Origin of the sequence: Novosphingobium sp. MBES04, from assembly GCF_000813185.1 — a bacterium.
Lineage (GTDB): Bacteria > Pseudomonadota > Alphaproteobacteria > Sphingomonadales > Sphingomonadaceae > Novosphingobium > Novosphingobium decolorationis.
Map to the genome: position 1 here is coordinate 214919 of NZ_DF850489.1, position 13787 is coordinate 228705.

Sequence of the window (13787 nt, forward strand, 5' to 3'; positions counted from 1 at the left end):
GGCGGTTCGTCGGGCGGCGGCGACAGCTGGGGCGGCGGTTCCTCGGGTGGCGGCGCGTCCTCGGGCGGCAGCGACTGGGGCCGCAGCGGCGGTTCGTCCTCGTCCTCCTCGGGCGGCGGCTTCGGCGACGATCTGGACGACGATATTCCGTTCTGATTCTGGCCGTTCTGATCGAAGCTCCGATCACAACGCAAGAAGGGCGGGACACCTTGGGGTGTCCCGCCCTTCTTGCGTTCTGGCCGTGCGGTGGGCTCAGTCCTTGCCGGTCAGGCCCTTGAGCGCGGCAAAGGGGCTGTTGTCTTCGGGTGTCGACAGGCCTGCCTTGGCGCGCGCGGCTTCGGCGTCGGGGCCGGTCAGGTACGGGTCGATCGAGAGCGCGAGCGACTGCGCGACCGCCTCGCCAAGGTCGACGTAGGTCCCCGAATATTCGATCTCGTCGAGATCGTCACTTTCGAGCTCGATCTCGGCATCGGGCGCGTAGCCGGTCAGCTGGGGTACGAAGCGCACATCGATGGGTTCGCCCGAAATTTCCACGGGAAGTTCGTCGGCCGAGATCGCGCAGGTCTGCACCCAGGCCGCATCGAGCGTCCCCTTTACCGAGACGGTGCGCTCCTTGCGGCTCAGTTCAAGCTGGGCAACGAGCCGGTCGAGGCGCACCAGCCAAAACGTTTGGCAAGCGCGGCGCGCTCGGTCTCGTTCGCTTCCAGGCGGGGGGCCAGCCCTTCGACCTGGCGCACGTCGACCGTGTGCGAGAATTCGGGGGCCGGGTTCGGGCCGGAAGAGGGGGCGTCGGGGGAAGAGGTCATCGCGCAATCCTTGCGGCTAGCAGATCGTCGTCGGAGAGGGACTGGAAGGTGGTGTGAAGTGCGCGCACGGCCTCGGCCAGCGCCGCGGTCGAGGCGCCTTCGTTGAGGGTCACGTTGCGCGCGAGGACGTCTTCGAGCGCGGTGTCGCTGTCCGGGGCAAGCGCGTCGCGCAGCGCGCCGATGCGCCCGCCAAGGACGCTCACCAGCTTGCCCATGCGCTTGCCCACGACAAGATCGCCCACGCCCGACTGGCGCAGCTGGCCGTCCATGTCCTCGACGAAGAGTTCGGTGAGGTGCGCGGAGGCATTGATGAGCGGGGCCGGGGCCTCGGTGTCCAGCGCGGCGCGCTCCATGCGCAGCATGGCAAGCGCCATCACCAGCGTCACCGCATCGAAACGGCCCGACACCGTGTCGGCAACGCCCTCGCGCGCGTACCAGTGTTCCTCGCGGGCAATTTCCACGAGGCGGTGCCAGAGCGGGCGCATGTCGGTGCGCGGCGCCTTGCGTGTGCCCATGAGGCGGGAAAACAACGACACGGGGCAGAGCACTCCTTCGTTCAGCGGCAATTCAATCGGCACTGGCCAGGCAGTGCAAATCGGGTCCCTTTGGGCGCACAGCCATTGCGCACGCGCTTGCGGGGCCTTAAGGCCTGATGCCGATACATGGGCGGCAGGCGCGCTGGCAAGGATCCTTGCCCGCCATGTCCCCGAGGTTTTGGAGTGTAGTGATGGGTAACCGTGGTTTGAAGCTCAGGTCGGCAGGGGCGCTCCTCGCGCTCGGCGCGCTGGTCGCGGGCTGCAGCTCGATCAAGGACCATCGCGGGTACATCGTGGACCAGACGCTGGTCGATTCGGTGCAGCCGGGCGTCGACAACCGCCAGTCGGTGGAGCACACGCTGGGCCGTCCGACGTTCGAAAGCCAGTTCGGCGCCAAGGACTGGTACTATGTCTCGCAGACGGTGAAGACGCCCGCGTTCCGCAAGCCGCGCACCGACCAGCAGACCGTGTTCCGCGTCCAGTTCGACGCCAACGACAACGTGCTGGATGTTCAGCGCCGTGGCATGGAGCAGGTCGCCCGGATCAGCCCCAACGGCGACACGACGCCCACGCTGGGCCGTCACCGCTCGCTGCTCGAAGACCTGTTCGGCAACATCGGCGCGGTGGGCACCGGCGGCATGGGCGGCGGTCAGGCGCCGCAGGGCCCGGGTCCGAACGGCAGCTGATCGCTCCGGCTTGAAGCGCGCGGCCTGGAACCGGGCCGCAGATCGATTGCAAAGGCGCGCGGGATGCACAGTCCCGCGCGCCTTTTGCGTGGGGGGTGTGCAATCGGGCGCAGGCTATGTCTTGAACGGCACACATGCGGGCATATATCCTCGCCCATGAATAGCGATGCAGCGAGCCACGGCCTGGTACAGTGGCATGGGACGACGATCATCGGCGTGCGCAAGGGCGGGCGTACGGTGATCGCCGGAGACGGTCAGGTCTCCATGGGCAACACCGTCATGAAACCCAACGCGCGCAAGGTCCGGCGCATCGGTGAGGGCGGCAAGGTCATCGCCGGCTTTGCGGGCGCGACGGCCGATGCCTTCACCCTGTTCGAGCGTCTTGAGCGCAAGCTGGAGCAGCACCGCGGCCAGCTGATGCGCGCGGCGGTTGAACTCGCCAAGGACTGGCGCACCGACAAGTACCTGCGCAACCTGGAAGCGCTGATGATCGTGGCGGACGCCGATTCGCTGCTGATCCTCACCGGCAACGGCGACGTACTCGAGCCCGAGGCGCTGGGAGACAGCCAGATCGCCTCGATCGGTTCGGGCGGCAACTACGCGCTCGCCGCCGCGCGCGCGCTCGACGCCTACGAGGAGGATCCCGAACAGATCGCGCGCAAGGCCATGCAGGTCGCCGCCGACATCTGCGTCTTCACGAACGACCGTGTCACGCTCGAAACCATCTGATTGCAGCGAAGAGACCCATGAAAGACACCCTTACCCCCAAGGCCATCGTGGCTTCGCTCGACGAGCACATCATCGGCCAGTCCGAGGCCAAGAAGGCCGTCGCGGTCGCACTGCGCAACCGCTGGCGCCGTCAGCGCCTCTCCGCCGACCTGCGCGATGAAGTGACGCCCAAGAACATCCTGATGATCGGCCCCACGGGCTGCGGCAAGACCGAGATCAGCCGCCGCCTCGCCAAGCTGGCCGATGCGCCCTTCGTGAAGGTGGAAGCGACCAAGTTCACCGAAGTGGGCTATGTCGGCCGCGATGTCGAACAGATCGCCCGTGACCTCGTCGAGGAAGCGATCCGGCTCGAGAAGGAGCGCCGCCGCGAATCCGTGCGCGAGGCCGCCAGCAAGGCGGCGATGGACCGCCTGCTCAACGCGCTGGTCGGCGAAGGGGCCTCCGAGGCCACCCGCGCCGCCTTCCACGAGCGCATCACCCAGAACGCAATGAACGACACCGAAGTCGAGATCGAGGTCGAGGACGCGCCAAGCGGCGCCATGGAGATCCCCGGCATGGGCGGCTCGGTCGGGATGATCAATCTCTCCGACATGATGGGTAAGGCGTTCGGCGGCCAGAAGACCGTGCGCCGCAAGATGAAGGTGCCCGAGGCCTGGGACAAGCTGGTCGACGAGGAATCGGAAAAGCGGCTCGATCAGGACGATGTCCAGCGCGTCGCCATCGCCGATGCCGAGCAGAACGGTATCGTCTTCCTCGATGAGATCGACAAGATCGCGGTTTCGGACCAGCGCGGCGGCACCGTCAGCCGCGAGGGCGTGCAGCGCGACCTCCTGCCGCTGATCGAGGGCACGACCGTCGCCACCAAGTACGGCGCGATGAAGACAGACCATGTCCTCTTCGTCGCCTCGGGCGCGTTCCACGTCTCCAAGCCCTCGGACATGCTGCCCGAACTCCAGGGCCGCCTGCCGATCCGCGTCGAATTGAAGGCGCTGACCGAGGCGGACTTCGTGCGCATCCTGTCCGAAACGCGCGCCAACCTGGTCGCCCAGTACAAGGCGCTGCTGGGCACCGAGGACCTCACCATCGAGATGACCGAGGGCGCGGTGCGCGAAGTCGCCAAGATCGCCGCGCAGGTGAACGAAAGCGTCGAGAACATCGGCGCCCGTCGCCTCCAGACGGTCATGGAAAAGCTCTTCGAGGAGCTCTCCTTCGAGGCCGAGGACCGTGGCGGCGAGACGGTGACGATCGACGAGGCCTACGTGCGCGAGAAGCTCGAAGGCCTGGCCGGCAACGCCGATCTTTCCAAGTACATCCTGTAATGACGGACGGGCCGGTGCGCGAGGGACGCGCGATGATCGCGGGGATGTCGCCCCGGCTCGATCCCGAAACCTGGATCTTCTGCACCGGCGGCGCACCGCTCACGCAGGCCATCGCCAGCTTTGCCGAGGCGGAAGGTCTCTCGCAGATCCTTCCCCTCGCGTTCGCCGAAATGGCGGGGCACGACACCTCGCTCCCGATGGCGCGCATTGTTCTCGAGGTGCATTCCGCGTTGGATGGACACGGGCTGACGGCGGCCGTTTCGACCGCGCTGGCCGAGGCCGGCATTGCCTGCAACATGGTCGCCGCCTTCCACCACGATCACGTCTTCGTTCCCTTTGCCGAGAAGGACCGGGCGCTCGCCGTGCTGGCGGCGCTCCAGTCGAAGGCTGGGTAAGAAGAAGGACTTTCCGAGGGCCATCGCCCTCGGGCTCCCGAAACGGTCCAGCTTACGTCCCGCATGCGGCCTTGGCTGCGAAAGGCGAGGTTGCCGAGTAGGGGGTCAAGGGGCGATGGCCCCTTGAATCGGATTCCTGTTTCTCTTCTTGTAAACGCGACGCGTGCGTGAAGAGAGATCCCCTAACGTGATGAACACCACACAGCCTTGCCCCGTGCCGCTGGACCTGGATCGCGACGGAGCCTGCCGCGTCGTGGGGCTCGCCACCGCGATCCTGCCCGCGCTTCTGGCTGAATTTGCCGACTACCCGGTCGGACAGGCGGGCCTGCGGCTTTCCGACGCGCCGGGACTGGAGACATTGCTTGGCGCTGGGAGCTGCGTGGGCGGCGAGGTCGAGGCCCGGGCCGGACGCCCGATGCAGCCGGTACGCGCGGTGCTGTTCGACAAGCGCGCGGATCGAAACTGGGCGCTGGGCTGGCATCAGGACCGCACCATTGCCGTGCGTGCGCGCCATGACGTGCCGGGCTATGGTCCCTGGAGCGTCAAGCAGGGCATCTGTCATGTCGAGCCGCCGTTCGCGCTGATCGAGGCGATGATGACCCTGCGCATTCACCTCGATCCGGTCGATCGCGGCAATGCGCCGCTGCGCATCGCATGCGGCTCGCACAGGTGGGGGCGGGTTCCAGTGGCGGACGTCGAGGCGCGGGTGGCCGAATCCGATCAGGCCATCTGCCTCGCCGACACCGGGGACGTCTGGTTCTACCGCACTCCGATCCTTCATGCGTCCGATCCCTCGGACGGACGCGCGACGGGACGGCGCGTGTTGCAGGTGGATTATTGCGGGCAGGGCTTGCCTGCGCCTCTGGAGTGGCTAGGCATCGGGTAAACGCCATTTGGAAAGGATGCCGCGCCCATGTCGCAATACGAGACGCCCGAAGACCGCCCGATCTATCGCCTGCTTACCGGCAAGGACGACCGCGCCTTCTGCGAGCGGATTTCCGAGGCTCTGGAGCAGGGCTGGCGGCTCTACGGTTCGCCCACGATGAGCTGGGATACGGCCGAGAATTGCATGAAGGCGGCCCAGGCGGTGATCTGGCACGAGGCTGATGTCGTCATGTGACCTGTACGGTCGGCAAACACGAAAAAGGGCGAGGCGGTGGAGACCGTCTCGCCCTTTTTCGTGTTTGCAAGGCGTATCTGTCAGACCTGGAAGGGGCTGACCACCAGCAGCATCGCGGCGGCAGGAGCCAGCGCGGCGGCGTAGAGGAGGGTGGTCGTTAGGTCGGGCAGGTGGCGCAGGGAACGTTTCAACGGGGGACTCCGGGAACTCGGGCGGGGCAGTCAAGGGTTCGTTTATTGCCAACCCTTGAACAGCTACCCGGTTCCCGGAGAAACAATCAGTGCGGCACGGTGCCCAGCTCGAAGCCGGTCTTGTCGTGCGCGGCGAACTTGTCGACGATGTCCGCGCTTGCCCGGTTGTAGCCCACGACGCGCACGTCCGCGCCGCCCTTGGCCAGTTCGGCGACAACCTTGTCGAGCGCCTCGACAGAGGAGATGTCCCACAGGTGCGCCTTCTCCATGTCGATGACGACCTTGGGAGCCGTCTCGCTCGCCGCGTCCATCTGCTCGATGAAGCGGTGGACCGAGGCGAAGAAGATCTGGCCCGCGACGCGGTAGGTGGCGGTGTCGCCCTCGACCGTGCGCTCCAGCGTGAAGAGGCGCTGGACCTTCTGGGCGAAGAACACGCCTGAAAGGAGCACGCCCACGATCACGCCCTTCGACAGGTCGCTGGTGGCGACCACGGTGACGACGGTTGCGACCATGACCACCGAGCTCTGCCAGGGGTGGCGCTTGAGGTTGGGGATCGAGTTCCACGAGAACGTGCCGATCGAGACCATGATCATCACCGCAACGAGGCTGGGCATCGGCACCTGGCCGACCCAGGGGCCCAGCGCGGCGAGGAGGATGAACAGGAAGATGCCCGCCGTCAGCGTGGAAAGGCGCCCGCGGCCACCCGAGGTCACGTTGATGACCGACTGGCCGATCATCGCGCAGCCGCCCATGCCGCCGAACATCGCGGCGATGATGTTGGCGATGCCCTGGCCGCGGCACTCGATGCGCTTGTAGGAATCGGTGCCGGTCATGTCATCGACGATCTGCGCGGTAAGCAGCGTTTCGAGCAGGCCCACCGCCGCCATCGCAAGCGCGGTGGGGGTGATGATCTGCAGCGTCTCGAAGGTCAGCGGGACCTGCGGCAGGCCGAAGGAGGGCAGGCCCTTGGGCAGCTCGCCCATCTCGCCCACGGTGTGGACCGGGGTGTCGAAGGTCAGCGAGATTGCGGTCAGGACCGCGATGGCGACCAGCGGCGAGGGGACGGCGGTGGTCAGGCGCGGCAGCAGGTAGATGATGGCAAGACCGCCCGCGATCATGGCGTAGGTGTGCCAGGTGACGCCGGTCAGCTCGGGCAGCTGGGCCATGAAGATCAGGATGGCGAGCGCGTTGACGAAGCCGGTGATGACCGAGCGCGAGACGAATTGCATGGCGAGGTTCAGCCGCAGGATCCCTGCGATGATCTGGAACACGCCCATCAGGATGGTCGCGGCGAAGAGGTAGTCGACGCCGTGCTCGCGCACGAGCGGGCCGACCAGCACCGCCACCGAGGCGGTCGCGGCGGAGACCATCGCGGGACGCCCGCCGGTGAAGGAAATGATGATCGCGATGGCGACCGAGGCCCAGAGGCCGACCGCCGGATCGACCCCGGCGATGATCGAGAAGCCGATGGCTTCGGGGATCAGTGCGAGGCCCACGACGAGGCCCGAAAGCACGTCGGCGCGAATGTTCGACCGCCATCCCTGGCGGTAGTGGGCGAGAAAGCTGCTCATTTAGGTAATTTTCCGCATCAGGCACATGGGAGCGCCGGGTTTCAATTCAAAAAACCGGGGTTCTTCAAAAGCATGTGTGTGATGTTGCCCGGCGGATCGGCGGCCGGGATAGCCACCCGGAATTGCACCGGGTCCTTGCGAATGCGCCGCTTTTGCCCAAACGCTGCGCTGAATGCAACCCGCTGCACCAAGCTGCTAGCGGGCGGTCATCGCCGCGCCTTCAAAAGCCCGCAGCGAAAAATGCGCTGATGTCGAACCAGAACGTACGCGTCTCTCCGGTTTCGGGATGGGTTGCCTCGATCCGGTCGTAGGACTTGTCCTGCATGACGAGGGCCTGCCGTCGCCGCTGCATCCCAAACGCGGCGAGTACCTGGTATTCCTGCTTGACGCTACGTACCTTGTAAGCGGTTTCTGGCGTGGCACCGTCACCTTTGGCGAGGATTTTGGCGATCGACTTGGGGACCTGCGCCGCGCCCGGTTGCGTGGTCGCGGTATTGTCGGCAAGAGCGCCGGTGGGCGCAATCAAAGCGGCCAGCGCAAGCGCGGCCCATGAAGCTCGTCGCATCGTCCCCCTCCTCCTCTGGTTCAAAGGGAAGTTGCTAAGGTTACTCGGCGGCTTCGTCCAGATCTTCCGCTTCGCTGGCCTGGCGCGCCCACATCTCGGCATAGAGCCCGCGCTGGGCGAGGAGTTCGCTGTGGCTGGCGCTCTCGACAAGCCGGCCCTCGTTGAGGACGAGGATGCGGTCCGAGCCCGCGATGGTCGAGAGACGGTGCGCGATGGAGAGCGTGGTGCGGTCGCGCGAGACGCGCTGGAGCGTGCCCAGGATGTCCTTCTCGGTGCGCGTGTCGAGCGCGCTGGTCGCCTCATCCAGCATCAGGATCGGCGGGTTCTTGACCAGCGTACGCGCAATGGCGACCCGCTGCTTTTCGCCCCCTGAAAGCTTGAGCCCGCGCTCGCCCACTTCGGTGTCGAAGCGCTGGGGGAGGCGGTCGATCAGCGGCATCAGCGCGGCGCCGCGCGCGGCGGCCTCCACGTCCGCGATGCCCGCACCATCGCGGCCATAGGCGATGTTGTAGCCAATGGTGTCGTTGAACAGCACCGAATCCTGCGGGACGATGCCGATGGCGGCGCGCAGGCTCGCCTGGGTCACCTCGCGGATGTCCTGCCCGTCGATCAGGATGCGCCCTTCGAGCGGATCGTAGAAGCGGAAGAGCAGACGCGCGATGGTCGACTTGCCCGCGCCGGAAGGTCCGACCAGCGCAACGTTGTGCCCGGCGGGCACGTGGAAGGAGAGGCCCTTGAGGATCGTCCGGTCGGGCTCGTAGCCGAAGACGACGTTCTCGAAGGTGACGCTGGGCTCGCGGATCGCGAGCGCGGGGGCGCTCGGGCGGTCGGGCACTTCGACCTGGGTGTCGATCAGGCGGAACATCTCGGCCATGTCGATCAGGCCCTGGCGGATGGTGCGGTAGACCATGCCGAGCATGTCGAGCGGGCGGAACAGCTGGGTGAGGTAGGTCTGGACGAAGACCAGCTGGCCTGCCGTGTACTCGCCCCGGTACCAACCCCAGACGGTCCAGGCGAGCGCGCCCGCCATCAGGAGATTGGTCACCACGGCCTGCGCGATGTTGAGGAAGCCGAGCGAATTCTCGCTCTTCACCGCCGCTTCCGCATAGGCGCGGGTGGCGGACGCATAGCGCTCCTGCTCGCGCGCCTCGGCGCCAAAGTACTTCACCGTCTCGTAGTTGAGGAGCGAATCCACCGCGCGGTCGAGCGCCTGTCCGTCGAGCCGGTTCATCTGCTGGCGCAGCTTGGTGCGCCACTCGGTGATCGTGCGCGTCACCCAGATGTAGGCGACGATGGCGGTCGCGGTCGCGGCGACAAGGCCGGGGCCGAAATTGACGTAGAAGATGACCGCGACGATCGCGAGCTGGAGCACGGTCGGGGCGATGTTGAAGAGCATGAAGTAGAGCATCGTGTCGATGCTCTTGGTGCCGCGCTCGATGGTCTTGGTGATCTCGCCGGTGCGGCGCGAGAGGTGGAAGCGCAGCGAGAGGCGATGCAACTGGCCAAAGACGTTCTCGGCCAGCGCGCGCGTCGCGTCCTGCCCGACCCGCTCGAAGACGATGTTGCGCAAGTTGTCGAAGCTGGTCTGGAGCAGGCGGCCGGCCGAATAGCCCAGCACCGTCCACATCGCGAGCTGGATCAGCTTGGGGCCGGTGGCTCCCATGGCATCGACCGCCCAGCGCAGGAGGTAGGGCAGCAGCAGCTGCGTGCCGGTAGAGGCCAGGATGAACACGCAGGCAATGACGATGTGCACGCGCAAGGCCTTGTTTTCCCGCGGCCATAGATAGGGGAGGAACCGCAGGAGGGTGCGCCAGCCGTCGTGGTTGGCATCGGAATTGGGAGCAGCGCTGTCAGGTGGCATGGGCGCTATCTAGGGGGCTTGCGCGCCAATTGCATCCCTTTGCACGAACGCCAGAGCGTATCAGCTGCGGGGCAGGTCGAGAAAGAAGGGATCGCGGCCCATGTCGAACTTGCGCGCGAAGAAGGCGCCGCTGGCCTCCAGGGCGGGCGTGTCTTCGCACGTCAACGTGCGCGGGCTCGAGGCGCCGTGCGGGAAGTCGACGAAGCGGCGGTTGGGGGCGATGCGCTCTGGAAAGTGGGCGCCGATGATCGTGGGAACGACATGTTCGTCGCTGCACACGGTGCCGTTGAGGCGCCCGGAGGCGAGCGTGCAGGGCAGGATCTCGCCCAGGGTCGCCAGCGCGTCGGCGGGAAGCGACCACCAGGTCGCGCCATAGGACCATGGGCCGAAGGGGCGCGCCCGATCGAGGCGCAGGAGGCGTCTTGCACCATCCCCCCAGCGCGCAAGGCGGCGAAGCTGCCAGGTCACCGCATAGGCGCGCGCGTCCTCCTGCGGATCGAGCCTGAGATAGCGCGTGTCGAAGCGGTAGGTCTGCATGCGCTCTTCCAGGTGGCCGGGGCGCACCTCGATATGGCACATGCCCCTCGCCATTTCCTGCGCCAGCGCGGCGCGCGGCAGGAGCGGCCAGTCGGCCCCGCTGATGAGGTGCGCTGCATCGCAGCCAAGGCGCAGCGCCTCGCCCACCAGCTTGGAGACCGCGGCGACCTGGCTCCAGTGGCCCCAGCGTACGGTCACCGGATCGGCAATGAGATGGACGCGCCCTGCAGGTCCGGGAAGCTCGCCTTCCAGCTCGGGCCAGAGCAGCGAGGCGCGGTCGGCGTGGATGATCGCGATGTCCTCGTTTCCGGACACGAGCAGACGCTCGACGAGCCGACCCAATTGCGCGGCGTTGTCGTGGGCAAGGATGAGATAGGCCATGCGCATGGGCGTCTCCTCAGCGGCCGAGCCGCGCGCGCAGCGGGGTTGCGAGGGCGGCGAGCATCGCGCGGACCTCGCCCCAGGCCGGGTGGCGGGTGAGGGCAAGGGCGATGAGCCAGAGCCCGACGCCCAGACCCGAAAGGACGAGAAGCTGGAGGAAGGGCATCTCGGCCCCGCCGTGTCCGCTCCACCGGGCAAGCAGAAGCGGGAGGCCCGCCGCAAGCGCGCAGGCGCCGCTGCGCAGGTACACGCGCAGCAGCGCGCTGAAGGGAATGGCCATGAGGCGCGCGAGATAGCTGGCGTAGATCGCCCACCACACGAAGCCATAGGCGATGCGGCTCAGGCCCGCGGCTTCCAGGCTGATCCAGGCACCCGCGGTCAGGATCGCGACCGCGGCGAAGGTATCGAGCAGGTTCACCCAGACGAGGCGCCGGATCTGCCCCAGCAGCAGCGGCACATCCATCTGCAGGGGGACGGCCACGAAGAAGATCTCGCCCAGCGCTGTCCAGCGCAGCAGCGAGGCCGAGCCCATCCAGTTGGGGCCATAGAGCAGCATCACCAGCGGTTCGGCGGCAAGCGCCAGGCCCAGCATCGCGGCCCAGTTGAGCGCGGTATAGCAGGCGACAAGGTGCAGATAGGGCTCGGCCAGCGGCTCGCCCGCATCGCGTTTACGGGCAAAGGCGGCGTAGAAGACGGTGCCGATGGCGCCCGTCAGCAGGGTGGTGAGCTGTCCTGCCAGCGCGCTCGCGCGGGAAAACAGGCCGGTCGCGGCAAGGCCCAGAAGGCGTCCGACGATGAGGTCCTGCGAGCGCTGCCCGATGGCCGCGCTCGCGCTCAGGACAAAGGACATCGAACTGAAGCCGAGCATGGGCCGGACCGACGCGAGCACGCGGGGCAGACGGGGGCGCACCGGGCGCTGCCAGTTGGCAAGCGCGGCGCGCACGAGCGCGGTGGCCAGAACACCCCAGGCGAGGGACCCGGCTCCAAAGCCCATCGCCGCCAGCGCCACTGCCGTGCCGTTTCCGGCCAGCGCGCTGCCTGCATTCACCTTGAATAGCGCGCGAAAATCCATCGCGCGCACCAGCAGGGCGGCGGGGACCGTGGCGTAGGGGGTGATAAGATAGGAGGCCGCGATCAGCCACAGCAGCGGGGCGAGGGCCGGCTCTTCGTAAAGGTGCGCGACGAGCGGCGCGGCCAGCGCAACGACAAGCGCCACCGACCAGCCAATCGTCACCGCGACGCCTGCATAGAACGGCACGGCGCCCGGCTCCATCTGCGGCTGGCCCGAGATGAAGCGGGTAATGCCCAGATCCTGAAAGATGGAGACGAGCATGGCCGCGGCGAGCGCGATGGAGAAGAGGCCGACGTCGGCGGGCAGGAGGAAGAAGCGCGAGATGATGACGCTCGCGGCAAACTGGACGGTGAAGGTCGCGTACTGTGCGCCCATCGACCACAGGGCGGCGCGGCGGACACTCATCGTGCGAGCAAGGCCCTGGCAAGGCGCAGGGCACGGCCCGGCAGGCCAAAGCGCACAAGCCGTATGACGGTACGCCACAGGCCCTGCGTCTCGCCCCCATCCTCGACGTGCTGCAAAAGCAGGGCAAAGCCATCTCCGCCCATTGCTTCGCGCGAATAGACAAGGTGCAGGGCGATCTCGCTGCGCAGCGTGCGCGTCACGCCTTCGCGGCCGAAGAGATCGTCAAAGGCGTCGAGCGGCGGCAGGCGCTCCAGATCGGCCGTGGGGTCGCTCCGTCCGGCCGCGCGCTCGGCATAGGCGAGACGGGCAACCGCGCTCCCGATCTGCTGCTCGGTCGCGTGGCGCGAGGAGACCTGCGCGGGATAGCGCCGGTACTGGAGCAATCTCTCGGGAATGTTGCCAAGCTGGGTGAGGCTGGCAAGTCGCAGCCACAGGTCCAGATCCTCGCAGTGCCGGAAGGCGGCGTGGTATCCGCCCGCGTCCACGACAACCGAACGGCGCATCATGGCCGAGGGGTGGCAGATGAGCTGGCCGCCCCGGGCAATCGCGGCCAGCATCTCGTCGTGCGTGCACGGGTGATCCGCGCCGATCGGGGCGAGCGGGCGGCCCTCGGCGTCGATGTCCGCGCTCCAGCTGCCCACAACCCCGTACTCGGGATGGGCATCCAGGAAGGCATATTGGAGGGCAAAGCGGTCCGAGCGGCAGATGTCATCGGCGTCCATGCGCGCGATGATCGGGGCCCGCGCCAGGACGACAAGCTCGTTGAGGCTGACGATGAGGCCCCTGTTTTCGCGCAAGGTCAGGCGAATACGCGCATCGCGCCTTGCATAGCGCTCCAGGATCGCCCGCGAGCCGTCGCGCGATCCGTCGTCGAGGATGAGGAACTCGAAGTCGGCAAAGGTCTGGGCCAACACGCTCTCGATGGCCTGCGCCAGATAGCGTTCCCCATTGTAGACGCTCAGGACCACGCTGATGGCAGGAGGTGGGCAGGAGGACATCAGGCGCGAGTATTCCCATTGGGCGTCCTGCCCCCGTTTCCCAGGGTACAGGATTTCGAACTCGAAACCCTAGGCTAAGGCTGGCAGGTAAACAAACCGTCTGATGGCACATGCCCAGACCGGGACAAAAAAAGCGCATCCCGCTGCGCCACGGCGGCCACTTGAAGTGCACGAGCAGGCTCCCCACATATGCCGCAGGCCGGAACAAACCGGTCTGGCATGATTTGATGAAACTTTTTTGAAAAAAGGGTTTGACCGAATCGGAGGTGTCACTTAGAGGGCCTCTCACCGCAGCGAAGCACGCCGCCAAACACGGCGCTTCGGGGTGGTCGCCACGATAGACGGACAGCTTGTTCTCCGGGTCTTAGGAAGCGGGGATGGATGGTTGTCCGGTTGTTTCCGTCTTCGGATGGGTGTGGTTGGATCTTTGACATTGTTGGTTTTTAGATGAAGGGACATGTGGGCGACGGCGCCTGCACCTTGGGAGCTTCGGGCTCTATGGTGCAGTTTAAATCAAGTCGATGCCTTATATGTCCTTCGTTTCCATACGTTTGACAAGTGCAGGTATCGGCTCCCGAAGGTTTCGATGTTTGCGGCTGGCAAGGCTTAGGCTTT

The 13787-nt window shown here is 66.5% G+C and carries 15 protein-coding genes and 1 other annotated feature; of the genes, 6 read left to right on the plus strand and 9 right to left on the minus strand.

The genetic code is table 11. The annotated features are described in order from the left end of the window. Window positions 1–252 precede the first annotated feature (252 nt). Genes MBENS4_RS14860 through MBENS4_RS14865 form a run of 3 tightly spaced genes read right to left on the minus strand, consistent with a single transcriptional unit; the run spans window position 253 to window position 1342 of the window. A complete protein-coding gene (locus tag MBENS4_RS14860; protein WP_242404963.1) occupies window positions 253–657 on the minus strand; it encodes a YceD family protein in 405 nt (134 codons plus the stop codon). After that, window positions 621–806, minus strand: coding sequence for a hypothetical protein (locus tag MBENS4_RS26765; protein WP_242404964.1), 186 nt, complete (start codon window positions 804–806; stop codon window positions 621–623). Before MBENS4_RS26765 ends, MBENS4_RS14860 begins: the two co-directional genes overlap by 37 nt. Further along, window positions 803–1342, minus strand: coding sequence for a ubiquinol-cytochrome C chaperone family protein (locus MBENS4_RS14865; protein ID WP_039392656.1), 540 nt, complete (start codon window positions 1340–1342; stop codon window positions 803–805). The genes MBENS4_RS26765 and MBENS4_RS14865 overlap by 4 nt, the downstream gene beginning before the upstream one ends. 191 nt (window positions 1343–1533) lie before the next feature. Here MBENS4_RS14865 and MBENS4_RS14870 point away from each other — a divergent pair, with 191 nt between their 5' ends. The 6 genes from MBENS4_RS14870 to MBENS4_RS14895 all read left to right on the plus strand — a co-directional run bounded on the left by MBENS4_RS14870 (window position 1534) and on the right by MBENS4_RS14895 (window position 5591). Continuing rightward, window positions 1534–2028 carry an outer membrane protein assembly factor BamE gene (locus MBENS4_RS14870; RefSeq protein ID WP_052322419.1) on the plus strand — a complete coding sequence of 165 codons (495 nt, stop codon included), beginning with the start codon at window positions 1534–1536 and terminating at the stop codon, window positions 2026–2028. A gap of 156 nt (window positions 2029–2184) precedes the next feature. After that, window positions 2185–2757, plus strand: coding sequence for an ATP-dependent protease subunit HslV (gene hslV / locus MBENS4_RS14875; protein WP_039392658.1), 573 nt, complete (start codon window positions 2185–2187; stop codon window positions 2755–2757). 17 nt (window positions 2758–2774) lie between these two features. After that, the gene (hslU, locus tag MBENS4_RS14880) at window positions 2775–4076 is read left to right on the plus strand and encodes an ATP-dependent protease ATPase subunit HslU (protein WP_039392659.1); all 1302 of its coding nucleotides are present in this window, start codon (window positions 2775–2777) and stop codon (window positions 4074–4076) included. Then, window positions 4076–4471: an ACT domain-containing protein gene (locus MBENS4_RS14885; protein WP_039392660.1), complete on the plus strand. Its 396-nt coding sequence runs from the start codon at window positions 4076–4078 to the stop codon at window positions 4469–4471. The genes hslU and MBENS4_RS14885 overlap by 1 nt, the downstream gene beginning before the upstream one ends. 190 nt (window positions 4472–4661) lie before the next feature. Next, window positions 4662–5357 (plus strand): phytanoyl-CoA dioxygenase family protein, encoded by a 696-nt coding sequence (locus MBENS4_RS14890; protein WP_144401038.1) that lies wholly within the window; start codon window positions 4662–4664, stop codon window positions 5355–5357. A 27-nt stretch (window positions 5358–5384) separates the two neighbouring features. Further along, window positions 5385–5591: a DUF1737 domain-containing protein gene (locus MBENS4_RS14895; protein WP_039392662.1), complete on the plus strand. Its 207-nt coding sequence runs from the start codon at window positions 5385–5387 to the stop codon at window positions 5589–5591. Between the two features lie 277 nt (window positions 5592–5868). Here MBENS4_RS14895 and MBENS4_RS14900 read toward each other — a convergent pair whose 3' ends face one another. From MBENS4_RS14900 to MBENS4_RS14925, 6 genes are all read right to left on the minus strand, one after another. Continuing rightward, window positions 5869–7353 carry a SulP family inorganic anion transporter gene (locus tag MBENS4_RS14900; RefSeq protein ID WP_039392663.1) on the minus strand — a complete coding sequence of 495 codons (1485 nt, stop codon included), beginning with the start codon at window positions 7351–7353 and terminating at the stop codon, window positions 5869–5871. 82 nt (window positions 7354–7435) lie between these two features. Then, window positions 7436–7491: a sequence feature (sul1 is cis-regulatory element that is thought to sense ions involved in sulfur or methionine metabolism; They are found in Alphaproteobacteria), on the minus strand. A gap of 82 nt (window positions 7492–7573) precedes the next feature. Beyond that, window positions 7574–7918 (minus strand): DUF4919 domain-containing protein, encoded by a 345-nt coding sequence (locus MBENS4_RS14905; RefSeq protein WP_039392664.1) that lies wholly within the window; start codon window positions 7916–7918, stop codon window positions 7574–7576. Between the two features lie 40 nt (window positions 7919–7958). Then, window positions 7959–9779, minus strand: coding sequence for an ABCB family ABC transporter ATP-binding protein/permease (locus MBENS4_RS14910; protein WP_039392665.1), 1821 nt, complete (start codon window positions 9777–9779; stop codon window positions 7959–7961). A 60-nt stretch (window positions 9780–9839) separates the two neighbouring features. Next, complete coding sequence (locus MBENS4_RS14915) at window positions 9840–10703, minus strand: hypothetical protein (RefSeq protein WP_052322420.1); 864 nt, start codon at window positions 10701–10703, stop codon at window positions 9840–9842. Window positions 10704–10713: 10 nt separating this feature from the next. Beyond that, complete coding sequence (locus MBENS4_RS14920; protein ID WP_039392666.1) at window positions 10714–12174, minus strand: oligosaccharide flippase family protein; 1461 nt, start codon at window positions 12172–12174, stop codon at window positions 10714–10716. Beyond that, window positions 12171–13172 carry a glycosyltransferase gene (locus MBENS4_RS14925; RefSeq protein WP_039392667.1) on the minus strand — a complete coding sequence of 334 codons (1002 nt, stop codon included), beginning with the start codon at window positions 13170–13172 and terminating at the stop codon, window positions 12171–12173. Before MBENS4_RS14925 ends, MBENS4_RS14920 begins: the two co-directional genes overlap by 4 nt. Between the last annotated feature and the right edge of the window lie 615 nt (window positions 13173–13787).